The 21,810-nt window shown below is 64.4% G+C and carries 24 protein-coding genes; 13 read left to right on the plus strand and 11 right to left on the minus strand.

Features of this window, described 5'->3' with window-relative positions:
- The 3 genes from LRQ04_RS03540 to LRQ04_RS03550 all read left to right on the plus strand — a co-directional run bounded on the left by LRQ04_RS03540 (position 1) and on the right by LRQ04_RS03550 (position 2,237).
- Positions 1 to 366 carry a multidrug efflux SMR transporter gene (locus LRQ04_RS03540; protein ID WP_255773722.1) on the plus strand — a complete coding sequence of 122 codons (366 nt, stop codon included), beginning with the start codon at positions 1 to 3 and terminating at the stop codon, positions 364 to 366.
- A gap of 211 nt (positions 367 to 577) precedes the next feature.
- Positions 578 to 1,582 (plus strand): aldo/keto reductase, encoded by a 1,005-nt coding sequence (locus LRQ04_RS03545; RefSeq protein WP_235517747.1) that lies wholly within the window; start codon positions 578 to 580, stop codon positions 1,580 to 1,582.
- 4 nt (positions 1,583 to 1,586) lie between these two features.
- Positions 1,587 to 2,237, plus strand: a complete 651-nt coding sequence (locus LRQ04_RS03550; protein ID WP_235517748.1) for an MBL fold metallo-hydrolase — start codon at positions 1,587 to 1,589, stop codon at positions 2,235 to 2,237.
- 69 nt (positions 2,238 to 2,306) lie between these two features.
- Here LRQ04_RS03550 and LRQ04_RS03555 read toward each other — a convergent pair whose 3' ends face one another.
- Entirely contained in the window at positions 2,307 to 4,025 is a 1,719-nt protein-coding gene (locus LRQ04_RS03555; protein WP_235517749.1) for a DEAD/DEAH box helicase, read from the minus strand.
- 426 nt (positions 4,026 to 4,451) lie between these two features.
- Complete coding sequence (locus LRQ04_RS03560) at positions 4,452 to 5,867, minus strand: MFS transporter (RefSeq protein ID WP_235517750.1); 1,416 nt, start codon at positions 5,865 to 5,867, stop codon at positions 4,452 to 4,454.
- Between LRQ04_RS03560 and soxR the strand changes: the two genes are divergently transcribed.
- The 3 genes from soxR (at position 5,866) to LRQ04_RS03575 (ending at position 8,648) form a co-directional block, all read left to right on the plus strand.
- Positions 5,866 to 6,390, plus strand: coding sequence for a redox-sensitive transcriptional activator SoxR (gene soxR, locus LRQ04_RS03565; protein WP_305082599.1), 525 nt, complete (start codon positions 5,866 to 5,868; stop codon positions 6,388 to 6,390). The two genes, LRQ04_RS03560 and soxR, sit on opposite strands and share 2 nt — an antisense overlap.
- Positions 6,391 to 6,623: 233 nt before the next feature.
- A complete protein-coding gene (locus tag LRQ04_RS03570; protein ID WP_235518652.1) occupies positions 6,624 to 7,856 on the plus strand; it encodes an amidohydrolase in 1,233 nt (410 codons plus the stop codon).
- Positions 7,857 to 7,919: 63 nt separating this feature from the next.
- Positions 7,920 to 8,648 carry a cyclopropane-fatty-acyl-phospholipid synthase family protein gene (locus LRQ04_RS03575; protein ID WP_235517752.1) on the plus strand — a complete coding sequence of 243 codons (729 nt, stop codon included), beginning with the start codon at positions 7,920 to 7,922 and terminating at the stop codon, positions 8,646 to 8,648.
- A 198-nt stretch (positions 8,649 to 8,846) separates the two neighbouring features.
- Here the strand turns inward: LRQ04_RS03575 and LRQ04_RS03580 are convergent, their stop codons facing one another.
- From LRQ04_RS03580 to LRQ04_RS03590, 3 genes are read right to left on the minus strand one after another with little or no spacing between them, the layout of a single operon-like run.
- The gene (locus tag LRQ04_RS03580) at positions 8,847 to 9,440 is read right to left on the minus strand and encodes a hypothetical protein (RefSeq protein ID WP_235517753.1); all 594 of its coding nucleotides are present in this window, start codon (positions 9,438 to 9,440) and stop codon (positions 8,847 to 8,849) included.
- Positions 9,441 to 9,463: 23 nt separating this feature from the next.
- A complete protein-coding gene (locus LRQ04_RS03585) occupies positions 9,464 to 9,841 on the minus strand; it encodes a hypothetical protein (RefSeq protein ID WP_235517754.1) in 378 nt (125 codons plus the stop codon).
- A 57-nt stretch (positions 9,842 to 9,898) separates the two neighbouring features.
- Positions 9,899 to 10,936 carry an Lrp/AsnC family transcriptional regulator gene (locus LRQ04_RS03590; protein WP_235517755.1) on the minus strand — a complete coding sequence of 346 codons (1,038 nt, stop codon included), beginning with the start codon at positions 10,934 to 10,936 and terminating at the stop codon, positions 9,899 to 9,901.
- 138 nt (positions 10,937 to 11,074) lie between these two features.
- On the opposite strand from LRQ04_RS03590, the gene LRQ04_RS03595 reads away from it, so the two are divergent.
- Together LRQ04_RS03595 and LRQ04_RS03600 are read left to right on the plus strand one after the other, a co-directional pair.
- On the plus strand, positions 11,075 to 12,292 hold the full coding sequence (locus LRQ04_RS03595) for a M20 family metallopeptidase (protein ID WP_235517756.1): 1,218 nt from the start codon (positions 11,075 to 11,077) through the stop codon (positions 12,290 to 12,292).
- A gap of 31 nt (positions 12,293 to 12,323) precedes the next feature.
- The gene (locus tag LRQ04_RS03600) at positions 12,324 to 13,616 is read left to right on the plus strand and encodes an MFS transporter (protein WP_235517757.1); all 1,293 of its coding nucleotides are present in this window, start codon (positions 12,324 to 12,326) and stop codon (positions 13,614 to 13,616) included.
- Between the two features lie 72 nt (positions 13,617 to 13,688).
- Here LRQ04_RS03600 and LRQ04_RS03605 read toward each other — a convergent pair whose 3' ends face one another.
- On the minus strand, positions 13,689 to 14,966 hold the full coding sequence (locus tag LRQ04_RS03605) for an MFS transporter (RefSeq protein ID WP_235517758.1): 1,278 nt from the start codon (positions 14,964 to 14,966) through the stop codon (positions 13,689 to 13,691).
- Between the two features lie 70 nt (positions 14,967 to 15,036).
- On the minus strand, positions 15,037 to 15,597 hold the full coding sequence (locus LRQ04_RS03610) for a pyridoxamine 5'-phosphate oxidase family protein (RefSeq protein WP_235517759.1): 561 nt from the start codon (positions 15,595 to 15,597) through the stop codon (positions 15,037 to 15,039).
- A 174-nt stretch (positions 15,598 to 15,771) separates the two neighbouring features.
- Here LRQ04_RS03610 and trmB point away from each other — a divergent pair, with 174 nt between their 5' ends.
- Genes trmB through LRQ04_RS03625 form a run of 3 tightly spaced genes read left to right on the plus strand, consistent with a single transcriptional unit; the run spans position 15,772 to position 17,581 of the window.
- Complete coding sequence (gene trmB / locus LRQ04_RS03615) at positions 15,772 to 16,677, plus strand: tRNA (guanosine(46)-N7)-methyltransferase TrmB (protein WP_235517760.1); 906 nt, start codon at positions 15,772 to 15,774, stop codon at positions 16,675 to 16,677.
- A 21-nt stretch (positions 16,678 to 16,698) separates the two neighbouring features.
- Positions 16,699 to 17,091 carry a hypothetical protein gene (locus LRQ04_RS03620; RefSeq protein WP_235517761.1) on the plus strand — a complete coding sequence of 131 codons (393 nt, stop codon included), beginning with the start codon at positions 16,699 to 16,701 and terminating at the stop codon, positions 17,089 to 17,091.
- A 1-nt stretch (position 17,092) separates the two neighbouring features.
- Entirely contained in the window at positions 17,093 to 17,581 is a 489-nt protein-coding gene (locus tag LRQ04_RS03625) for a type II toxin-antitoxin system RatA family toxin (protein WP_235517762.1), read from the plus strand.
- 3 nt (positions 17,582 to 17,584) lie between these two features.
- Here LRQ04_RS03625 and LRQ04_RS03630 read toward each other — a convergent pair whose 3' ends face one another.
- Both LRQ04_RS03630 and LRQ04_RS03635 read right to left on the minus strand, forming a co-directional pair.
- Positions 17,585 to 18,259 (minus strand): anti-sigma factor, encoded by a 675-nt coding sequence (locus LRQ04_RS03630; protein ID WP_235517763.1) that lies wholly within the window; start codon positions 18,257 to 18,259, stop codon positions 17,585 to 17,587.
- A complete protein-coding gene (locus LRQ04_RS03635; RefSeq protein WP_211713707.1) occupies positions 18,256 to 18,753 on the minus strand; it encodes a sigma-70 family RNA polymerase sigma factor in 498 nt (165 codons plus the stop codon). Before LRQ04_RS03635 ends, LRQ04_RS03630 begins: the two co-directional genes overlap by 4 nt.
- 142 nt (positions 18,754 to 18,895) lie before the next feature.
- On the opposite strand from LRQ04_RS03635, the gene LRQ04_RS03640 reads away from it, so the two are divergent.
- Positions 18,896 to 19,441: a hypothetical protein gene (locus LRQ04_RS03640; RefSeq protein WP_235517764.1), complete on the plus strand. Its 546-nt coding sequence runs from the start codon at positions 18,896 to 18,898 to the stop codon at positions 19,439 to 19,441.
- A 137-nt stretch (positions 19,442 to 19,578) separates the two neighbouring features.
- On the opposite strand, the gene LRQ04_RS03645 is transcribed toward LRQ04_RS03640, so the two are convergent.
- A complete protein-coding gene (locus tag LRQ04_RS03645; RefSeq protein WP_235517765.1) occupies positions 19,579 to 20,526 on the minus strand; it encodes a type IV toxin-antitoxin system AbiEi family antitoxin domain-containing protein in 948 nt (315 codons plus the stop codon).
- Between the two features lie 175 nt (positions 20,527 to 20,701).
- Between LRQ04_RS03645 and LRQ04_RS03650 the strand changes: the two genes are divergently transcribed.
- On the plus strand, positions 20,702 to 20,902 hold the full coding sequence (locus LRQ04_RS03650; RefSeq protein ID WP_235517766.1) for a hypothetical protein: 201 nt from the start codon (positions 20,702 to 20,704) through the stop codon (positions 20,900 to 20,902).
- 24 nt (positions 20,903 to 20,926) lie between these two features.
- On the opposite strand, the gene LRQ04_RS03655 is transcribed toward LRQ04_RS03650, so the two are convergent.
- Positions 20,927 to 21,775: a hypothetical protein gene (locus tag LRQ04_RS03655; RefSeq protein WP_235517767.1), complete on the minus strand. Its 849-nt coding sequence runs from the start codon at positions 21,773 to 21,775 to the stop codon at positions 20,927 to 20,929.
- Between the last annotated feature and the right edge of the window lie 35 nt (positions 21,776 to 21,810).

Genomic DNA, 21,810 nt, shown 5'->3' on the forward strand with positions numbered 1-21,810 from the left:
ATGACCAACACCAAGAACACCGGCATCTTCTGGATCATCCTTCTGGCATCGGCCATCCTCGAAGCCGTCTGGGCCACCGCTTTGGGCCTCTCCGACGGCTTCACGCGGCTCGCTCCCACCATCGTCTTCGCTGTTACTGCCGTCCTGAGCATGCTCGGACTTGGCTTCGCGGTGAAACGCATTCCCCTGGGTACCGCCTACGCAGTGTGGGTGGGGATCGGCGCGGCGCTGACTGTTGGCTGGGCAATGATCACGGGCGTCGAGTCCGCGAGCCCGCTGAAGCTGCTCTTCATCGCGGGGATCGTGGGCTGTGCTGCCGGGTTGAAGGCCCTGCCTACCGAGAAGCCTGTGGCCAAGCCCGAGTAGGTGCCCCTGCCGCACCGCTCCTTCCCAGTTGCCTCCCCCCGCACCCCGCCGACTGCACGCGGAAACCCCGGAATGACGGGAGCCCGCGTCCAAGGTGACCGGGCATCACCGGACCAACTGGGAGGGAGCGCAGGAATACCCATGCGTCGCGTCAGGTTCATGCCAAGGAGAGCACTGATAAAGAGCACCCAAACGCGCATTGGAGAATTTCATGACTGCAGTTCAGCTCGGCGACGGCCTCACTGTCAGCCCCCTCGGTTACGGCGGGATGGCCCTGACCCCGGTGTACGGGGGCATCGATCCTGAGGAGGGCCTCAAAACCCTCAGACACGCGGTGGATGCGGGGATCACGTTCATCGACACCGCAGATGTTTATGGCGCGGGCAGCAACGAAGAACTCGTGGGCAGGCTGCTCAAGGATCGCCGGGACGAGATCCAGCTGGCCACCAAGTTTGGAATTGAGGGCAACCCCGCGGACGGATACACGGGAGTCCGCGGGGATGCACCCTACGTCAGGCAGGCGGTGGAAGCCAGCCTCCGCCGTCTGGACACCGACGTCATTGACCTCTACTACCTGCACCGCCGTGACCTCCGCGTTCCGATTGTGGAAACCGTGGAGGCCATGGCGGAGCTGGTCCGTGAAGGCAAGGTCCGGCACCTCGGGCTGTCCGAGGTGACAGCCGACGAGCTCCGGCAAGCACATGCAGTCCATCCCATTGCCGCGGTCCAGAGCGAGTGGTCCATCTGGAGCAGGGATGTTGAGCTCAACGTTGTTCCTGCAGCCAAGGATCTTGGCGTGGGATTTGTGCCGTACTCGCCGCTGGGCCGTGGGTTCCTGACGGGAACCATCAGCGCGAGCGACCTTGGCGAGAACGATTTCCGCCACAGGGTCCCCCGTTTTGGTGGCGAGGCGCTTGATGCGAACCAGGCCGTCGTGGCCGCGGTCCGCGAGGTAGCCAGTGGGCTGGATGCAACTCCGGCCCAGGTAGCCCTGGCTTGGCTGTTCACCCAAGGTCAGCGCCTTGGGATTTCCGTGGTTCCCATCCCCGGCACGCGCAAGGCGCACCGGATCGACGAGAACCTGGGCGCACTGTCCCTGCAACTGGGAGCAGCGCACCTTGAGCTGCTTGACCAGGCCGCGTCCGCCGTCGTCGGTTCACGATCCGCCGACCCCAACTGGGTATCGGAAGGCCGCGAAGCCGGCAACGTAGGCTGAAGGCATGGACTCGCTTATTCATTCACTCCGTGACGTCACCATCCGCAGCATTTCGGTCAGCGAGATGAACAATAACGTCTATCTGTTGACCTCAAAGTCCACGGGCACGCAGGTGCTGATCGATGCCGCCGATGACCTTCCCGCCATCCAGCAACTCCTGCAGGACAGCGCGGTTGATTCGTCGGCCCCCACCAAACTGGCGAGGATCGCCACCACCCACCAGCACTGGGACCACGTCCGTGCGTTGGAGGAGTTGGTGGCCGCCACCGGCGCAAGCACTTCCGCTGGAGCGGACGACGCCGATGCGTTGCCCGTTCCGGTGGATGTCCGGCTCGGTCACGGCGACGTTGAGCGGTTCGACGACCTGGAGCTCACAGCGGTCCACTTGCGCGGACACACCCCGGGCTCGATCGCGTTCGTTTACCAGGATCCGGACGGGCCGGCCCACATTTTCAGTGGAGACTCGCTGTTTCCGGGAGGCGTCGGCAACACACAGAAAGATCCTGCACGCTTCACTTCTCTGTTGAACGACGTGTCGGAACGACTGTTCGACGCCTATCCGGACGAAACCCTGGTGCACCCCGGCCATGGATTGCCCACAACCCTCGGTGCCGAGCGGCCACACCTTGAGGAGTGGCGCGCACGCGGCTGGTAACTTTGCGGGGCCTGCTCTGCGTCCTAAACCTCAGGAATAGCGCGCAGAGTGGGCCTCACAACGCCAGTGCTAGCGGCCGCGACGCTCGTTCGAAGCCGGAGCAGACGCACGGCGCGGGCCGCTGCGAGCCGGACGACCGGCACCGGAACCACCGCGGCCGGAGTTACCCGAACCTGAACCGAAGGATCCCCCGGACGTAGCGCCCGTAGCAGAGGACCATACGGCCTTGTTTCCGCCGGTACGCGTAGAGGTAGTGGACGCCGTGCGCGGAGCCGAGGCAGACCGCTGGCCGGTAGCCGGACGTCCACTGCGGCCACCCTGCCCCTGCGAGCCGGGAACGTCATTGCGGTGAGTGGCGCCTGCCTTGCCGCGGCCACGGGGGCTGCGGGCGACGTCGTCGTTCATTGCTGCGCGGCGATCCGCACGGTTGGTGTCCGTACGAACCGGCTCAGCAGCAACCTTGCCGCGTCCGTTGCGACCACCACGGCCACCCGCGGTGGGTGCGCCCTGGGTGGAACGGCGGGCGCGCTTGCGCTGGGCGTTGGCGCCGGTGGAGGTGCCGCCACCCTGCGGGGCCTTTGCCGCGAGGAGGGCCGCACGGGTGCGGGGATCGACCTTGTCGGCAATGTCGCCCACAAGCTCGGCTACCAGCGGCGAGTTGGCGGTAACGCGTTCAAACGAAACATCAACGCCGGCGGCCTTCATGAGCTTCTTGACGTCGCTCTGCTGCTCGGGAAGCGTCAGCGTGACCACGGTGCCATCGGAACCGGCGCGGGCCGTACGGCCTGAGCGGTGCAGGTATGCCTTGTGCTCTGTGGGCGGGTCCACGTGGATGACGAGTTCGACGTCGTCAACGTGCACGCCGCGGGCTGCGACGTCGGTGGCCACCAGGACGCGGACGTCACCGTTGGAGAACTCGGCAAGGTTGCGGTCGCGGGCGTTCTGCGACAGGTTGCCGTGCAGGTCGACGGCGGGGATGCCGGCGTCCGTGAGGGTCTTGGCAAGCTTGCGGGCGTGGTGCTTGGTCCGCATGAAGAGGACGCGGCGGCCGGCGCCGGAGGCCAGTTCGACGATGAGCTGCTTCTTGACGGTCTGGTCGTTGACCACCAGGACGTGGTGTTCCATGGTGGTGACGGCGGCCTGGGGATCGTCAACGGAGTGCGTCAGCGGGTTGGAAAGGTAACGGTTGACCAGCTTGTCAACACCGTTGTCCAACGTCGCGGAGAAGAGCAGGCGCTGACCCTGGGTGGGGGTCATGTCCATGAGCTTCTTGACGACCGGGAGGAAGCCGAGGTCAGCCATGTGGTCTGCCTCGTCCAGCACGGTGACCTCAACGGCTTCGAGGGTCAGGATGCGCTGGCGGATCAGGTCCTCGAGGCGGCCCGGGCAGGCGATGACGATGTCAACGCCGGCGCGCAGCGCCTTTTCCTGGCGTGCCTGGGAGATGCCGCCGTAGATGACCGTGGTGTTCAGGCCCATGGCCTTGGCCATCGGCTCGATGGTGGCGTTGATCTGGGTTGCCAGTTCACGCGTCGGGGCAAGGACCAGGCCCATGGGGCGTCCCGGCTTGCGGAAGTGCTTTGCTTCGCGCTCGGCCAAGCGGGCCACGAGCGGGATGGCGAAAGCGATGGTCTTACCGGAACCGGTACGGCCACGGCCCAGTACGTCGCGGCCTGCGAGCGTGTCCGGGAGGGTCTTGACCTGGATGGGGAATGCCTCTTCGATGCCGGTTGCAGCGAGGGATTCAGCAATGGCCTTGGGCGTGCCAAGGGCAGCAAAAGTAGTCATGTAAATTCATGTCTTTCGGGCGGCGTCCAGTTGCGGACATCGGCCCCCGACGCCGGTTGGGCCAGGGGTTCGCCGAGGAAAAGTCAGGTGGTCTACCGGTTCGCTTCATCAGCGGTGGCCGGGACCAAATGGAACGCGTTCATCGACGCAGGATGTGCCTCTCACATGAAAAATGCCCCGCCGCGCAGCCTGTCAGGCCACCTGCTTCAGGGCGTCACCGCACATCAAGTAACCCCATCTTAGCAGTATCCGGGCGCGGGACCCGCATCGGGGCAGGTCAGGGGTGCGTTGCGGGGCCTGCTAAACACGCATCCGGGCTCGCGAAGCGCGCAGAGCAGGCCCCGCAAGTCACCCACCTTGCGTTGCGGGGGCCCGCTCAACAGGGTTCCGGGGCGGAATACCCTGCAGAGCAGGCCTCACAACGCGTCAGGGGCGCGTGAGTTCGGCTTGGGGGTCGGCGGGTTGGGGATCCGCGGCGCCGCGGGCATCGGAGGAGCCCGGGCGGGCGGCGACCCTCGGAGCCATGACGACCCCGACGACGGCGATCACCGCCGTCAGCGCGAAGACCCCCGCAAACGAGTTCGTCGTCGTAAAGGCCGCGAAGACCAGCCCGGTGGCGGCAAGGGAGAGCGCCCCGCCCAGGGAGTCGGAAATGGACATGGCCGCGCTGTTGAAGCCCTGGTTCTCCGGCGTGGACAGAGCCAAAGTCATCACACTGAGCCGCGGGTACATGAGCCCCATGCCACCACCGGCAAGGATCCACCCGCCGATGGCTACAGCTGCGGGCAGGGCGAACGCTGCCGTCGCCAGGGTCGAAAGAATGGCGATCAGGACCAGCGAGGCGCCGATCTTGATGGCAAGATCGTCGGCGAGACGCGAACCAAGCCGGCCCTGGATCGCCGACGCCCCCGCCCACGCGAGCGCAGCCCCGGTCAGCGTGAGGCCCGCGAACGTGGGCGTGAACGCATACCGCTCTGTCAACAGGTACGGCAGGTACACCTCGGCACCGAAGAACGCGGCCGACGCCAGCCCACGAACCAGGATCACACTGGGCAATCCCCGGCGGGCCGTGAGGGTCCCCTGTGGCACCAAAGGTCGCAAGGCCACCAGCGCAAGGACAAGCGCGACGGCGGCAATCACCCCGCCGACGCCCGGCACCTCTCCGGACAGGTTCAGTCCCAGGACGGCGACGGCCGCCAGGGCTGCCCATCCCATGCGTCCGAAGGCCCACGGAACGGGATCCGCAGGGGGTTCGGAGTCCATTCCCCGCACTGCGGGAACCACCATCAGCAACGCCGGCACCACCAGGCCTACGACACCGAGGAACACCCAGTGCCAACTGCTCAGCTGGGCGACCACACCAGCAGCGAAGGGACCCACCAGGGAAGGCACCACCCAGGACGCCGCGAAGGCCGCGAAGATTTTGGGGTGCAGGGCAGGCGGGTAAACGCGCGCCACCAACACGTACAGCGCCACTGTCATTGCGCCGCCACCGAGTCCCTGGACCAACCTGCCGACCACCAGGATCTCCATGGACCCCGCGGTCCCGGCAATAAGGAGGCCAAGAACAAAGAGCGCCACCGAGGAGTACAGCGGCGCTGCGGGACCACGCCTGTCAGACCAGTTTCCGGCACCCACCATGCCCATCACGCCGGTAGCCAGCGGGCCGGCGAAGGCCAGCGCGTAGAGGGCGGCTCCGTCCAGGTCGCGGCTCACGAGCGGCATGATGGTGGTCACCGCCAGGGACTCGAACGCGCTGAGGAAAACGAGCGCGCAGGCCCCTACGGTGGCAAGCAGGTATGGACGGCCGAGTATCCCGGCCGTTGGGGTGTCAGTGGTCATGCACGCTACCCTAGAACCTCAACTAATGTTGAGGTCAATCCACCACACCCTTTCTCCGGAGCAACACATGACACCTGTTGAGACGCACCGGCCCCTCAGCATCGGCGAGCTTTCAGAACGAAGCGGAGTGTCGGCGTCGGCCCTGCACTTTTATGAACGCAACGGGCTCATCCACGCCGAGCGGACCGCCGGAAACCAGCGGCGGTACCGGCGCGATACGCTCCGACGGGTCGCGTTCATCAAGACGTCCCAACGGGTCGGTCTGCCCCTGAAGGACATCCTTGAGGCGTTGAATTCGCTGCCGGAGGGCCGCACCCCCACCAGGCACGACTGGGCCAAACTGTCGCTGCGCTGGCGGAAGGAACTGGACGAACGGATCGCGGCTCTTCAACACCTGCGCAACGATCTGGACGGATGCATCGGCTGTGGCTGCCTCAGCCTGAAGTCGTGCACGCTGCAGAACCCGTCCGATGAACTTGGCGCATCCGGCGCGGGGGCGCAGCGCTGGAACGCACCGACCTGACCGGTTTGCGCAGTAGGCGATGACCCCCGCCGACGGATGACGCGGGCCTTGCAGGCACCAATGTTCGGGCGGACACTTGCCGAAGTAGGCTCCGGCAGTGTCATCAGGGAGGAACAGCCATGAGCGCACCAGCATTCGAACCGTTGCAGGGTGCCAACAGCAGCAGTGCCGGTTCGAACGCGGTCGTTTCGGCTGGTCAGCGGGACATCCGGGCCTGGCAGGAAGACCTGTACATGGATATCCACCGGCACCCGGAACTTGGCAACCAGGAAGTCAGGACAGCTTCGATCGTGGCCAAGGAGCTGCGGAGCTTTGGCTTCGAGGTCCTGGAGAACATCGGCACAACCGGCGTTGTCGGGATTCTGAGGAACGGTGAAGGGCCCACAGTGCTTGTCCGCGCGGACATGGATGCACTGCCTGTCGCCGAGGAAACCGGGGTGGACTACGCAAGCAAGGACACCGCTCCGGATGACACCGGAACGGAAGTCCCCGTGTCCCATGCCTGCGGCCATGATGTCCATGTCGCTTGCCTGCTGGGAGCGGCGAAGTTGCTGGCCGCGAAAAGACCCGCCTGGCAGGGGACCTTCCTGGCACTGTTCCAGCCTGCGGAGGAACTGGCCGACGGCGCCCGCACCATGATCGACGACGGCCTGGCCAGGCTAATCCCCCAGCCCGACGTCGCATTGGCTCAACACGTTCTGGCATTCCCCTCCGGAACCCTGGGCACGCGCCCGGGCGCTGTCCTGTCCAGCGCCGACAGCATGAGGATTACCGTGTTTGGACGGGGAAGCCACGGATCCATGCCCCAGCTTGCGGTGGATCCGGTGATCCTGGCGTCGTCGATCGCGCTGCGGCTACAAACCGTGGTTTCCCGTGAGGTGCCGCCCGGGGAGTTCGCCGTTCTCACCATTGGGCGAATGACTGTCGGTTCGAAAAGCAACATCATTTCGGACCGGGCCGTACTGGAGCTGAACATCCGCACTTTCGACGACGGCATACGCCACCTGATCCTTGAGGCGGTGAAACGGATCGTGACCGGCGAATGCATCGCCGCCGGATCGCCCCAGGAGCCGGAATTCGAACGCTACGACCACTACCCGCTGACGAAAAACGATCCCCAGGTGACAGCGAGGGTTGCAGCCGCTTTCACCGACCATTTCGGAGACCGGGCCATCACCCTGGACCGGCAATCGGCAAGTGAGGACTTCAGCGACATTCCCAACGCCTTGGGAGTTCCGTACACGTACTGGGGTATCGGTGGAACCGACCCGCAACAGTACGCGAAGGCTGCGGCCGCCGGCACCGTCTCACAGGACATCCCAGCGAACCATTCGCCCCGGTTCGCCCCCGTCATCGACCCGACCCTCCAGACGGGCACGGCCGCCGTCGTCGTTGCCGCTCTGGCGTGGCTCAAGGCACCGGCCGGCGGTGACCGCGGGCCCGGCCACCCGGCGGGCGGGCTTTAGGCGCTTTTGCCGAAACGGCAACAGGCTTTGCCTCCGGGACGCGGCTCACGGCACGCTTGTCCCATGACTGAAAACCTGCACGACGCCGGCACCCACCAGCACGGCGACCACACCCATGATGGTGCCCAGCAGACCGGGCTCAACCTCCACGAGGACGCTGACAATGCCGTGGACATGTGGGACGGCATGTACCGGGAGCGGGCGAAAATCTGGAGCGGGAACCCCAACCCGCAGTTGGTTGCCGAGGTCACGGGTTTGCAGCCGGGCAAGGCCTTGGATCTGGGCTCCGGAGAGGGCGGGGACGCGATCTGGTTGGCAGCGCAAGGCTGGACCGTTACGGCACTGGACGTGTCCGCCGTCGCGCTTGAACGGGCAGCAGCCCACGCTGCGGAAACCGAGTACGCGGACCGCATCAGCTGGCAGCAGCAGGACCTCACGGAATGGGCGCCGCAGCCTGAATTCGATCTGGTGTCAGCCCATTTCCTGCACTCCCCCCTGTTGCCGTGGCAGGACTCCGCGGCAAAGGCCGCAGCTGCTGTGGCGCCCGGCGGAACGCTGTTGATCGTGGGGCACCATCCGCAGGGGCTGCCGGAGTGGAGCCATCACCACGATTCCGGCATGTTCTTCACCCCGGAGCAACTGGCCGCTGAGCTCGGCATGAACAACAGCGACAACTGGCAGCTAGAGGTGGTGGACGAAAGGAAGCGCGCAGTGTCCGGGCCCAACGGCGAAGCCGGAACCACCTCGGACGCCGTCCTCAAGGCCACGAAACTGGGCCAGGGACGCGGCTGACAACGAAGCCAGCGGGCTAAACGCTTATACGCCCGAGAGAAGGGGTGGACGTCGCATCACTCTCGGATCTGTGGACTCACGAGAAGGTGGATATGGAGGCCCATCCGGCTGTCAGCAGCAGGAGGGCGCTGGCCGAGAGAGCAATCGCCGTCAGCCTGCACCGATTCAGCACAGAGGGAACGCGCGCTGTCGGAGGTTCTACTTTCCAGTCTCAGTGGGCGCGGCGCTTGCTTCCTGCCTATCGAGCTCTTTGTAGATGGCGTGTTGGTCTCCTGCGACGCAGACGGTGTCCATCCCCAAACTGGAGCCCCGTACGTTCGCGGTGAAGGACACCAAGTGTCCGCCGTTCTGATTGGCGTAGAGGTCGATGAGACCCGGGTCCTTGGGGTTGGTTTCGACTCGGGTGGTGAAGCCCCTGGATTCCCAAAACTTCTTGACAACTTCTACGGACGCTTCCAGATCCACGGGATCGAGGGTTTGACTCAGGATGCGGTAATTCACCCCGTCTCTGCCGTCATCGGTGGTGCACGAACTGTTCCGGAGGTTTTTGTCTTCCCATTTCTGGGTTCCGATGGTTTGTTGGGTTTCGGTTTTGAAGGCGTGGAGGTCGGTGAGGGCTTGTTTGAGTTCTTCGACTTGGGCTTTGACGGTTGCGGGGTCGCTGGGGTTGTTTGAGCCGGTCATGGGGTTCTCCGTGGTGGTGGGGGTGCAGGCGCTTAGCGCGATGGCCGTGAAGACCACTGCGGCGAGGATACGGCCGGTCTTGTGCCGGTTTTTTGGTTCGTGGGGCATGGGGTTCACTCTTCCTGGGTTGTTTATCGGCCGGAAAATCCGGCCGGAGGCGTTACGGGTCGTGCGCCTGGCAGGATACGGTCGCCGTTGCCGGTTGTGGTGAGGGCCGCTTCATAGAGGGCGGTGGTGTCTTTGTCGAGGTAGCCGTAGCCGCTGTTGTCTGTTCCGTGTACCACGGTGTTGTGTTCGGTGGTGCCGTGGTATTCGGTTCCGTCGATGATGGCCGTTTCTGATGAGAACACTTTGGCGTCGAAGGATTCCATCCGCGGGTCCTGGCGTTGGAAGCGGCCCAGGTCAGCCAGCCCGTCACCTGCGGCTTCGGTGGCGTAGACCTGTCCGGCGGGGACGTGGAGGTCCGAGATGTTCCGGATGTCCTTTTCGATGCCGGCGGAACCGAGCATGTGCGTGCACGCCAAATAGCGCTACTAAATACCGCCTTTTATCGCCGAAAGTCACAGCTAAATGCCGTCCGGAAGCAGCTCCCCATAAGCCGGAACCACTTGCCCGGTGGCAGTGGAGTCTGGGTTGAGCATCCAGCCGACGCGCTTTGCCGTGTTCAACATGACCACGCTTTCCACCAGTTCAATGCCCGGAATGCGCTGTTGGATCATGAGCTCCAACTCCATGACGTCGGCCAATGAACGCAGCCACATGATCATGGTGAAGTTGGTGCGTCCCGTGGTGGATGCCGAAAAGCGGGTGTTCCTGATGGCCCGGAGTTCCGTGGCGGCGGCTTCGTGTTCTCCGGCTGGAACGTTCGCGAACCATTGAACCGTGACAGGGAAACCGGAGAACTGCTGGGCAATTTCGCAGCGGAAGGACAGCATGCGGCTGGCCAGCACACGCCCGAGTTGTCGCTGGACGGTGGCTGGATTCCGACCCAAGGCGCGGGCAATTTCCGCAGCGGTAGCGCGTCCGTCACGGGCGAGGAATGGGACGAGGGCCAGGTGGCTTTCCGGGAGCGGGACCACGATCGCGTCCTGCGCTGAGGGGTTGGCCGACTCGGGCCCCGCGAGACTCCGCAGCGCCTGCTGCTCCGCCTTGGTGAGAACGTTGAGCCGCCAGGCGTAGCCGCTGGTGTGGATCCGGGTGCAGAGGGCCGTTTGGTATTTGGTGAGCCCTTGGATTTCCTTCAGCTTGGGAAGCAACAGGGTGCTGAACTGTTCCAGGTCCTGGGTGATGACGGTGAGAGTGAGGTCGCGGTTGCTGGCCGCCTCTTCCACGGTGATCACTTCGGGGAGCTGGGCAACAGCGGCCGTGACGTTGGGCCTGAGGTGCATCTCGCAGTCGATGTCCACCATGGCCAGGCACATGTCCTTCGGATCACCCATCAGGTGGGCCGTGGTCCAGGCTGCACCTGCCGCCCGGAGGCGCTCCCATCGGGCAGCCAGCGTGGTGCCGTGGACGCCTAGTACCTGACCGGCGTCGGACCAGCTGATCCGGGGCGAAATCTGGAGTGCGTTGACCAGGCGCAGGTCTTCCTCGCTGAGTTCCATGAGTCCATTATCCAGAACCAGTGCATGATTCCTGCAATATCGCGAAATTTAGTGCATATTTTCAGATGTTTAGGAGCATGTGAATCACGTCACCCCACAATGGCTTAAGGAACCCGCCCCCAAGCACCAGGAGCACAAATGACCATCGTGGCCGACGCCAAGGAAATGCAGGACGACATCGTCCGACTCCGCCATGACCTCCACCGTGAACCGGAGATCGGCCTGCATCTTCCCCGCACCCAGGAAAAGGTGCTCAAGGCGCTGGACGGACTCCCCTACGAGATTACGCTCGGCAAGGAAACGACGTCGGTCACCGCGGTTCTGCGCGGCGGCGCCGCCCACGCCTCAGCCGAGAAGCCCGTCGTGCTGCTGCGTGCGGACATGGACGGACTTCCGGTGCAGGAACGCACCGGCGTGGATTACACGTCCCGGGTGGACGGCGCCATGCACGCCTGCGGCCACGATCTCCACACCTCCATGCTTGCCGGCGCGGCAACAATCCTCGCGGAGCGTCGCGACCAGCTGGCCGGAGATGTCATCCTCATGTTTCAGCCCGGCGAGGAGGGCTACGACGGTGCAAGCTACATGCTGAAGGAGGGCGTCCTGGACGCCGCCGGCCGTCGTGCGGACACCGCCTACGGAATGCACGTCTTCTCCTCCCTTGAACCCCACGGCCAATTCGTCACCAAGCCCGGCGTCATGCTGAGCTCCTCCGACGGCCTGGTGGTCACGGTGCTGGGCGCGGGTGGCCACGGTTCGGCCCCGCACGCTGCGAAGGACCCCGTGACCGCCGCGGCCGAGATGGTCACCGCCCTGCAGGTCATGGTCACGCGCCAGTTCAACATGTTCGATCCCGTGGTCCTGACAGTCGGCGTCCTGCACGCCGGTACCAAGCGCAACGTCATCCCCGAGACTGCCCGCATCGAAGCAACCATCAGGACCTTCTCCGAAGCGTCCCGGCAGAAGATGATGGAAGTGGTACCCCGGCTGCTCCAGGGCATCGCCGTAGCCCACGGCTTGGAGGTGGACGTGCACTACCAGGAGGAATACCCCCTCACCATCAACAACGAGCACGAGACCACCACTGCGGAGAAAGTCATCGCCGGAATGTTCGGCGACTCCCGCCACACCCGGATGGCCACACCGCTCAGCGGCTCCGAGGATTTCTCCCGGGTCCTCGCCGAAGTTCCCGGGACATTCGTGGGGCTGAGCGCCGTTGCCCCCGGCGCCGACCACACAACGTCGCCGTTCAACCACTCGCCTTACGCAATGTTCGACGACGGCGTCCTCACCGACGGTGCCGCGCTGTACGCCGAACTCGCCGTGTCCCGCATCGCTGCCCTCGCCGGCAACTGACTCCCAGCCCCTCCCCCACTTGGAGAATGACATGACCGCTACCGTAGGAACGACCCCCGAGGTCAAAGTCCACAAGTCCCATGTGCGAACGCTCGTCGGAACGGGCATTGGCAACGCCGTCGAATGGTACGACTGGGCCATCTACGCCACATTCTCGCCCTTCATCGCGAGCGCCCTGTTCAGCCAGGCGGACCCCACGTCGGCCGTCCTGTCCACCCTGGCGATCTTCGCCGTCGGGTTCGTTGCCCGGCCCTTCGGCGGTTTCGTCTTCGGCTGGATCGGCGACCGCATCGGCCGTAAAACCTCCATGACTTTCGCGGTGGCATTGGGAGCCGTGGGCAGCCTCATGATCGGTATCGCACCGACGTTCGCAGCTGTGGGCGCGTTCGCTTCGGTGATGCTCCTGGTCGCCCGCCTCATCCAAGGCCTGGCGCACGGTGGTGAGTTGCCGTCGTCGCAAACGTATTTGTCTGAAATGGCTCCAAAGGAAAAGCGCGGCTTCTGGGCCACCCTCATCTACACCTCCGGCACGGCCGGAATCCTCGCGGGAACGTTGCTGGGCGCTATCCTCACCGCTGTACTGAGCAAGGAAGAGATGAGCGCGTGGGGCTGGCGGATCCCGTTCCTCGTGGGTGGCGCGCTGGGTGTCTACGCCCTGGTTATGCGGGCCAAGATGAAGGAAACCGAAGCGTTCGAAGCTGAGGCCCCCAAAGAGAAGCGACTGCCGGTCTGGCCGCAGATCGTCAAGTACCGCAAGCAGGCGTTGCAGGTTATCGGCCTCACCGTTGGCCTGACCGTTGTGTACTACATCTGGGGCGTTGTGGCTCCGAGCTATGCGGCGACTTCCCTGAAGATGGACCGCGGTGCGGCCCTGTGGGCGGGTGTGATCGCAAATGTTGTCTTCATCGCAGCCCTGCCGTTCTGGGGCAAACTGTCCGACCGGATCGGCCGCAAGCCCGTCATCATCGCTTCGTCCGCGGGCGCCGCACTGCTGCACTTCCCCATGACGTGGCTGCTGAAGGATTCACCCTGGCAGTTGGCAGTGTCCATGTCCGTGATGCTGTTCTTCATCGCAGGCAGCGCAGCCATTGTTCCCGCTGTCTACGCGGAGCTGTTCCCGACGCACATCCGCACCATCGGCGTCGGCGTCCCGTACTCCATCTGCGTGGCCGCCTTCGGTGGCACAGCTCCGTACCTGCAGACCTGGCTCGGAAGCATCGGGCAGGGCTACCTGTTCAATGTCTACGCGGTGATCCTCTTGCTTGTGGGCATCGTGTTCGCCTTCTCGATTCCGGAAACGAAGGGCAAGGACCTCACCGTCTAGGCTCTCTTTCGTTGCGAGGCCCGCTCTGCATGCTTACCCGAGGTTTTGGGGTGCAGAGCGGGCCTCACAACATTAAACGAAGCGGTCACGGCCAGCGCGGTAGCCGAAGAAGGCGGCGAGTACCCCGATCACCAGGAAAAGGATCCCCGCTGCAGCAAAGCCGCCCGTGGCCTGGTGAAGCTGGCCCACCATCAAGGTGCCAACAGAACCTACTCCGTAGCCCACGCCCTGCATCATCCCGGACAGATTCGCTGCCGTGTGGGAGTCCCGGGTTCGGACCATGATCATGGTCAGGGCCACGGCAGTCAGGGAACCCTGACCCAGGCCATTGAGCCCGGTCCAGACCCAGATGAGTTCCGTCGGGCCAAAGATCGTCAGCGCAAAACCGCCACCCGTCATGAGCGCCACCAGCGTGTTGATGATCCGTTGGTCCTTGAAGCGTGTAGCCAGGGCCGGGGCAAACAGCGAGCCAAGCATCTGGAGCACGATCGACACCGACACGATCAACCCGGCCGTTCCGCCGTCGACTCCCCGCTCACGCAGAATCGGCGCCATCCAGGCGAACACGCTGAAGGACATCATGGCCTGCAGCACCATGAACAGGGTGACCTGCCATGCCACCGCTGAACGCCAAACGTTCGCGCCACTGCGAACGGCCTGGTGTTTTACCGTGGGCTGGCGGATTGCCAACGGCAGGAAAAGCAAAAGCACGACGGCTGCTGGAACCGCCCAGAACCACAGCGCCGACGTCCACTGCCCGGTAGCCGCAAACACCGGATACGTGAAGCCGGCACCAAGTGCGGCGGACGCGCAGATGGCCGTTGTGTAGAGCCCACCCATCAGGCCCAGCCGGTGCGGGAAGTCCCGCTTTACTACGCCGGGAAGAAGCACGTTGCACAACGCGATGGCGGCACCGCACGCCGCCGTTCCGATCAAGAGCGTAGGGAGATGTCCGGCACCGCCTATGTCGGCCGGACGCAGGAGCAACCCCGCGGTGAGGACAACCATGGCGCCGAGCAGCACCCGCTCGGCCCCGAACCTGCGGGCAAGGATGGGAGCCAGAGGCGCGAAGACGCCCAACAAGGTGACCGGCACAGTGGTGAGGACAACCAGCGCCCAGCCCGGCAGGCCGACGTCGGACGTGATTTCCGGAAGCACCGCTGAGAAACTCGAGAAGACCGTCCGGAGGTTCAAGCCAATGAGCACCAGGCAGATGGCCAGGTAAACCAGGCCCCTCTTGCCGCGCAACTGCGTGGGGTCAGCAGGTGGTTCTTCGTTGGTTTCGGCGTCTACCGCGATTGACGGCGGGACTTGATCCGTGGGGTAGCCGGGCTTCTGGGAGGAGGTCACACGTCCTATTCTGTCAGCCGGCGCTTACTGGGCCTCAGCTGGCAGCCATTGCCCCCGATGTGACCCGATCTCAGGGGACGATTTCCTGTCCGTGCCAGCCACCGCCGTCGCGGGTGAACTGCCAGCGGATGTGGGGGTCGCCCGAGAGGTCCAACCAGTCCAGATCCGTCATGTCGATCCTGATCCAGGCGAAACGCTCCACGGCCGTCTCGTCATCATCGGGGCCATCAGCAGGCCGATCCGGGAGGGGAGTTCCCGGAACCAGGCGGGACGCATAAAGGTGCCGGCTGCTCGGGCTGAACCGCTCCCATGCCCGGCGTCGTTCCTTCTCATCGTCGACCACCGCGGCATCACCTCTGATGCGCAACTGAACCCCGCGGTCGTCGTCGTAGAAGGTCAGTGCCACCCGTGGCTGGTGGTCAATCTCGGCGACCTTACGGGACAGGGTATTGGTGGCCACCATGAGCCGGCCAGCGGCGCGGTCCACCTCCCGGACGATGACCGCACGGACCCGTGGTCCTCCATCCGCTCCCGTGGTGCCCAGGAAACCGAGCGTAAAAGGGGTGCGCCCCTCCGTGGCCGCCACCAAGGATCCCAGCACCTGCTCCAGCGTCTCGCCGCTTGTGTTCATTGCCCTGGCCAACCGGGAGACACAACGCGGCATTCACAGTTCGGGCGGATCTCCAGCATCAGGCAACTCTATCCACAGGGCACAACTCCCCCGGGCGCGGCCGCGGACTGGCACTGGTCGTCTGATCCGGAACGCAGAGAATCCCCGCATCCGAACCAAAGTATTCTGGAAGGGATGAGTGAAACCCCAGATTCCCCGCGACCAGTCACGCCCGGCACCCAGGCTTCGTTCGGCACCTACGGCGGCCGCCCGGTCAGCTTTGTGCGCCGGGGCACCCGCTTGCAGGGCCGCAGGCAGGCCGCTTGGGAAGAGCACGCCGAGCGCTGGGCCATCCAGGTGCCCCGCCACGTCGCCAACACCTCGGTCCACCCGGATTACACGTTCGACGCCGAGGCCGTGTTTGGTCGCAAGGCTCCGCTGATCGTCGAGATCGGTTCCGGGTTGGGCGATGCCGTGGTCCACGCAGCCGAGCAGAACCCCGACAAGGACTTCCTTGCCGTCGAGGTCTACACGCCGGGACTGGCCAACACCATCATCAAGATCAACAGCCGCGGGCTGACCAACGTCCGCGTCGTGGAAGCCAACGCTCCCGAGGTTCTCGAGTCCATGCTTCCGCCCGGGTCGGTCAGCGAACTCTGGGTGTTCTTCCCGGATCCCTGGCATAAGGCACGGCACCACAAACGCCGCCTGATCCAGCCGGCGTTCGCGGCCGTGGCGGCCAAGGCACTGGAAAAGGGTGGCTACTGGCGCATCGCCACGGACTGGTCCAACTATGCCGTGCACGTCCGGGAAGTCCTGGCCGGCTCCACGGAGTTTGAGAACATGCATGACGGCGAGCGCAGTGGCGAGGAGAGCCCGCTGACGCAAGTCTGGCAATCCGGCGTCGAGTCCGTTGTGGGTGGCGCTCCGGTCCGGGAGGGCCGCGCCCCGGTCAGCACGGAGCACACGGGCCCGAACGAAGGCGTGGACCAGGAGGGCGGCTGGGCTCCGCGCTTCGAGGGCCGCATCCGGACGAGCTTCGAGAACAAAGCCCATGAGGCCGGCCGCATGATTTTCGACCTCACATACCGCAAGATCTAGCCAGGACTTATTGGGGGAACCATGAGCTACCAGCCGCCGGTCGATTACTACCAGCAACCCCAACGGTCCGGCAATCGTGGCCTGGGCGCCGGCATCACCAGCATCATCTCCGCGGTCCTTTCACCCATCGCGGCGGTTGTCAGCATCCCCTTGGGCGTAGCAGCCGTCGCTTCGGCGGTGAGCCGCTACAACCAGGGCAACGATGCCTGGTGGTTCGGCGCTTTGGTGCTGGCGGGTGTCGCTGTCCTGCTCGCCATCGTGGCCGTGGTCTGTGGGCTGATCGCTGTGTTCCGAGCCGGGCGAATGAACGCGGGCCGCATTACCGGCATCATCGGGCTTGCGATCATGGCGGTCAACATTTTTGGTGTGGTCTTCATGGTCTTCCTTGTGGTCGGCGCGGGGCAGGGGAACTAAGATGCCGCAGGTCCGCGCCGAGCGCCTCATCCGCCTCGATCCCGAAACAGCTTTCGCGCTCTCCCAGACCACTGGCGCCTTCCGTCTCAAGTGGGATCCGTTCATCTCTTCGCAAAGCTTCCTGGACGGCGCCACGACGGCCGGCAAGGGCGTGCGCACCAGGACTGTGTCACGCATGGGCCTGAAAATGGTCAGCGAATACGTCTCGTACGCGCCACCGCGCAACGTGGGCATGACCATGGTCACCGGGCCTTGGTTCTTTGAGAACTTTGGTGGCGGTTGGCGGTTCACAGCGGACGACGGCGGCACCCGGGCAGTCTGGAAGTACACCTTTTCGTGCCGCCCGGCGCTGCTGAAGCCGGTGGCAGAGCGGATCGGCAGCTGGCTGCTTGGCCGGGAAATCGAGCGACGCATCGAGGCGTTCGCCAAGGCCTGCGAGGATCCTGCCCTCGTGGCAGAGCTCCGGTCGCAGGAGGCCACGGAGCGCTGAGGCCTAAGGCACCGAAATCGACGCCACGGTCTTCTCGGTGTCGTCACGCAACTCAACACCGGCAATGCCCGCCAACTGCACCGGGGTTGCGCCGGTGATCTTGATCCGGCCGCTTGGTGTCGCTGTCCAGCCACAGGTTCGTTCCTCGGCCCCGTCCCTGCCCTTCACCCACAAATACAACGTCCCTTGGAGGGGCATGCTCCGGCCTTCCACCTCTAGCTCGGTGCCCCAAGTTTTCTTCACCATGCCCACCGTCAGCTGTAATCCGCTGTCCGACTGGAGCGAGTAGCTCGCATCAGGCTTCGGTGCCTGGTTCAGCAGCGGCCCGGCAAGGAACCCAACTGCCAGGCAAGCAGCGGCGACTGCACCCACCAGAGCCGCCCACCGGCGTCGTGATTTCCGCCTGCGGACCGACAAATCGACCAGCACCTTCTCCGGAAGCGCCTCGGGCAGAGGTTCCAGCGGCGCGAGGGCGCCGGCACCCCCCGCCGCGGTGAGGGCGACAGCGTCAGCCGCGGGGACGGCGTCGAGCAAGGCGGGGAGGCTTTCCAGTTCCTCCAGCTCGTGACGGCAGTCGGCACAATGGGCGAGGTGGTCCCGGAAGGCGGCCTCCTCCACGGGGTCGAGCCCGCCCAAAAGATAGGCGCCCAGCAATTGGTGGACGGAGTTGCCGTTCATCGTTCCACCCCCATTTCGTCAAGGATTGTTCGGAGGGCTTTCACAGCATAGAAAGCCCGGGATTTTACGGTTCCCGCCGGGATGTTCAGCTGCAGTGCTGCCTCACTGACGGTGAACCGCTGGTAGTGCAAGGCCACCAGGACCTCGCGGTGTTCGTGGCTGAGCCGGAGCAGGGCCTCCTCCATGAGGACCCGGTTCAGCAGCTCATCGACGCGTTCGGTGGCGGCATGGTCGGGAAGGTCGTGTTCTCCGGTTTCGGCAGGACGGCGCTGCGCCTTCCGATAATTGTCGATGATCACGTTGCGTGCCGTGCGGAAGAGGTAGCTGCGGAGGCTGCCCGTGATTTGTGGGGCATGCTGCCACACTTTCAGGATGGTCTCCTGCACAACATCGTCGGCTTGGTGGGCGTCCGGTGTGCAGCTGAGCACAAAGCGCTTCAGGGCCGTGCCGTGGTCGCGGTAGATCGCAGCCACCACGTCCTCATCCAGCGGCATATCCACCCCTTCCCGGTTGCCCCTTCGCTCATACGACGCCTGCCGCGCAGAAACGGTTCAGTCCCGTGAACCATTCTTCCCCCATCCGCGTCGTAGGGGTTAGCGCCGACTCATCCCGGCCGGCCGAGCAAAGGAGCTAGAGATGACAACACGACTCAGCCTTGGAATCGGAGCGTTGCTGTTGAGCGCTGCACTGGCGGGGTGTGGCGGAAGTCCAGGAACCAGCACGTCGTCCGCTCCCCCGCCGGCTTCGTCCGCGGCGCCTTCGTCCGCCTCCTCGGGATCAGCGTCCGCCTCCTCCATGGCCACCTCCGCGGCTGCGGAGATGAAAACCGCCTCGTCCAGTGCCGGCCAGATCGTGGTGGACAGCAAAGGGATGAGCCTCTACTTCTTCACCAAGGACGTTAAGGACTCAGGTAAGAGCGCCTGCGTCGACGCTTGCTTGACTGCGTGGCCGATCTTCACCACGACGTCGGACGCACCCGCCGTTGAAGGCGTCACGGGCAAGGTGGGAACCATCAACTCGCCGGACGGCAAGAAGCAGGTAACCCTCAACGGCATGCCGCTCTACTACTATGCCAAGGACAAGGCCCCAGGCGATGTGACCGGCCAAGGCGTTGGTAGTGTCTGGTACCTGGTGAGCCCCACGGGTGACATGGTCAAGGGTGCCGCGGCCTCCGGTTACTGAGTTTGGTGCGCCGACTTCGCGGGAACGGCAGGCGTGGGGCGCCGAGTTCGCGGGAAACCTGCCCCAACGCTGGAAGGCTCCGGCTATTGGGCAGCTTTCCCACGAACTCGCGCTCCAAGGCCACCAATCCCAGGCTGTTAACCGAGCGCGCGAAGTATCCGTTCCTTGAAACTGCGTTCCTGGAACAGGTCCTTCCACTCCACCCGAATGAAACGCCACCCCTCCTCCATGAGGGCCTTTTCGCGTCGCCGCTCTTGGAAGATGACCTCGTCCGTGGGCTTGTAGTCGAAGTATTTGGCGCGCCCATCGAACTCGAGCGCCAATTTTTCTTCTTCCCACGCAAAGTCCATCCGATGGAGGCCGACGCGGGACTGGACCTCAACTTGTGGCCGTGGAGGCTTAATGCGGAGCCTCTGAATGAGCTCACGGGTCAGGGTCTCGCCGGCAGATTCAGCCCGTGGGTCCGCGTTTTCCAGGGCTTTTCGGAACGTGCGGATGCCCCGTTTTCCAGCGGCGACACGGGCCATTGCCTCGAGCCTATTAACGTTGGCGCCCAGGCGCAGGCCGTGGTCCACGATCACCAGCGCCTTCGGGTAGCTCAGCGACCGGGCACAGTCAGCGATCGTACGCTCAAGGGTTGTTACCCTCAGGCCTTTGACCGTGGCCACGTCTTCTTCACCGAAGGGTTCCGTGTGGCCCCACACGTCCTTTCCCCATCGGTCCGCCGACGGCCGGACCTTGTGAAGGACATGCACCCTCGTGTCCACGCCCCAGATGTACAGCTCATGAAGCCGTGCTGCGGAGAAGTGGCTGTAGACGAAGCCGCCCGTGGATGTTGTCAGGGTGCCGTGCGCGTGTGCCATGATCCGGGCCATTGCCTGGCCTTTGCTCCCCAGGCCACCCCACGTGCTTCCCCTGACGTAGCACCCGTATCTCAGCCTCACCAGTTCGCCCGAATCCACCAACTTCCTGATGCTTCGGCTGTTCTGCCCAAGGCGGAGTAACTCATCAGTGCGCCACAGTTTGCCTCGCGAAGGCAGCGGACGGAATGACGGCGTAGGAGTTTCAACGAGTGTGCTGTTCATCTGCCCAGCTTGGTGACGGTGTCCTCCGGGCAGAAGGAGCCAGACGCGCTATGTGGACAGAGGCGCGCCGAAACCCGGGGAATCGTGCGAGATCGCCGGAGCCTACCCGCGATCTCGCACCGTTCCAGCGAATTCGGGGTCCGTTAGACTGCAGGCTACTCATTGGGGAGGGAAGATGGCACAAAACGGCACCAAGAATCCGCCCAGCCCGGCGTTCCTCGTCGTGCAGGAAGTGGCCTGGGCCCTGGGTTTCACTGCGATGGTAATGAACGCCACGAACGGTGGCCTCGACTGGATCTGGGTCGGCTTACTCGCCTTCTGGCAAGCGACGATCATCTGGGGCTTCATCCAACTGAAACGAAGGCCCTCCAGCTAACCCAAAACCCAGCCGGCCAGCGGGCTATGCGTCAGCGAACTCGTCGGACTCCTCGAACTCCACGGCCGCGATGATTTCCTTCGTCTCGGGGTGGATCATGAAGGCCTCGTCGTCGTCCTCCACCATGATGTAGTCGCCGTGGTCGGTGGAGAAGTGCCAGGCGAGGGTGGTGACGCCGTCGTGCTGGTAGTTGGGGTCGCCCATGGTGATCTTTTCCAGGGCGTAACCAGCCACGTCGCACAGCTCGCGGATGATGATCTCGAACTCGGGGGCGTTGGCGAGGGCTTCTTCCTCGGCTTCGGCCTGGCGCTCGGCAAGGTCCGGGACCTGCGCGACGCGCTCGGCGATGTGTGCCTCGATGTCCTCTTCAGAGAGGACCAGCAGTTCGGACTGGTCACGGAGGTAGGTGGCGTTGAGGTCGATGATGTCTTCCTCTTCGAGGAGGGCTTCGAACTCGCCGTCCAGTTCATCCAGAAGCGCGACAGCGGGGATCGGTGCTTCGGACTCGTCAAGCTCCCCGTCGAGGTAGGCCTCGGCTTCGTCGTCGGTCAGTGCATCGAAGGCGGCTGCCGTCCGGTTGAACAAGTCCAGGTGGCGGACCGCGCCCATTTCCGAAAGTCCTGCCCGGACGTACCCGTCCACTTCTTCACGTTCCGGTGCGGTGAAGACGTACTGGGCGAAACCGCCGGCCAGTGCCTGGGTCAGGTAGAAGTCCACGAAATAGCTGTTGAGTGCAGCGGTGGCGATTTCGTCGCTGTTCAGGAGTTCCTGGTACATCTCGTTCACGACGTTGACGTTGGAATCCACAACATCCGCATTGCCTGCTTCGAAGCTGGCCTTGTTCAGGACGACGGGGTACTCGTTGGTAGTCATGGGGAATCCTCACTGCTGAAAGCTGATGGTGCTCC

The organism is Paenarthrobacter sp. AR 02 (assembly GCF_021538675.1).
Taxonomy (GTDB): Bacteria; Actinomycetota; Actinomycetes; order Actinomycetales; family Micrococcaceae; genus Arthrobacter.

Bases quoted from the DNA above. Each gene is read 5' to 3' on its own strand.
- LRQ04_RS03570 (WP_235518652.1), top strand. From the start codon at position 6,624: ATGGATATCCACCGGCACCCGGAACTTGGCAACCAGGAAGTCAGGACA.
- LRQ04_RS03620 (WP_235517761.1), top strand. From the start codon at position 16,699: ATGAGCTACCAGCCGCCGGTCGATTACTACCAGCAACCCCAACGGTCC.
- LRQ04_RS03640 (WP_235517764.1), top strand. From the start codon at position 18,896: ATGACAACACGACTCAGCCTTGGAATCGGAGCGTTGCTGTTGAGCGCT.
- LRQ04_RS03540 (WP_255773722.1), top strand. From the start codon at position 1: ATGACCAACACCAAGAACACCGGCATCTTCTGGATCATCCTTCTGGCA.
- LRQ04_RS03600 (WP_235517757.1), top strand. From the start codon at position 12,324: ATGACCGCTACCGTAGGAACGACCCCCGAGGTCAAAGTCCACAAGTCC.
- LRQ04_RS03590 (WP_235517755.1), bottom strand. From the start codon at position 10,936: ATGGAACTCAGCGAGGAAGACCTGCGCCTGGTCAACGCACTCCAGATT.
- LRQ04_RS03550 (WP_235517748.1), top strand. From the start codon at position 1,587: ATGGACTCGCTTATTCATTCACTCCGTGACGTCACCATCCGCAGCATT.
- LRQ04_RS03635 (WP_211713707.1), bottom strand. From the start codon at position 18,753: ATGCCGCTGGATGAGGACGTGGTGGCTGCGATCTACCGCGACCACGGC.
- LRQ04_RS03585 (WP_235517754.1), bottom strand. From the start codon at position 9,841: ATGCTCGGTTCCGCCGGCATCGAAAAGGACATCCGGAACATCTCGGAC.
- soxR (WP_305082599.1), top strand. From the start codon at position 5,866: ATGCACGCTACCCTAGAACCTCAACTAATGTTGAGGTCAATCCACCAC.
- LRQ04_RS03650 (WP_235517766.1), top strand. From the start codon at position 20,702: ATGGCACAAAACGGCACCAAGAATCCGCCCAGCCCGGCGTTCCTCGTC.
- LRQ04_RS03545 (WP_235517747.1), top strand. From the start codon at position 578: ATGACTGCAGTTCAGCTCGGCGACGGCCTCACTGTCAGCCCCCTCGGT.
- LRQ04_RS03575 (WP_235517752.1), top strand. From the start codon at position 7,920: ATGACTGAAAACCTGCACGACGCCGGCACCCACCAGCACGGCGACCAC.
- trmB (WP_235517760.1), top strand. From the start codon at position 15,772: ATGAGTGAAACCCCAGATTCCCCGCGACCAGTCACGCCCGGCACCCAG.
- LRQ04_RS03655 (WP_235517767.1), bottom strand. From the start codon at position 21,775: ATGACTACCAACGAGTACCCCGTCGTCCTGAACAAGGCCAGCTTCGAA.
- LRQ04_RS03630 (WP_235517763.1), bottom strand. From the start codon at position 18,259: ATGAACGGCAACTCCGTCCACCAATTGCTGGGCGCCTATCTTTTGGGC.
- LRQ04_RS03610 (WP_235517759.1), bottom strand. From the start codon at position 15,597: ATGAACACAAGCGGCGAGACGCTGGAGCAGGTGCTGGGATCCTTGGTG.
- LRQ04_RS03645 (WP_235517765.1), bottom strand. From the start codon at position 20,526: ATGAACAGCACACTCGTTGAAACTCCTACGCCGTCATTCCGTCCGCTG.
- LRQ04_RS03560 (WP_235517750.1), bottom strand. From the start codon at position 5,867: ATGACCACTGACACCCCAACGGCCGGGATACTCGGCCGTCCATACCTG.
- LRQ04_RS03555 (WP_235517749.1), bottom strand. From the start codon at position 4,025: ATGACTACTTTTGCTGCCCTTGGCACGCCCAAGGCCATTGCTGAATCC.
- LRQ04_RS03625 (WP_235517762.1), top strand. From the start codon at position 17,093: ATGCCGCAGGTCCGCGCCGAGCGCCTCATCCGCCTCGATCCCGAAACA.
- LRQ04_RS03580 (WP_235517753.1), bottom strand. From the start codon at position 9,440: ATGCCCCACGAACCAAAAAACCGGCACAAGACCGGCCGTATCCTCGCC.
- LRQ04_RS03595 (WP_235517756.1), top strand. From the start codon at position 11,075: ATGACCATCGTGGCCGACGCCAAGGAAATGCAGGACGACATCGTCCGA.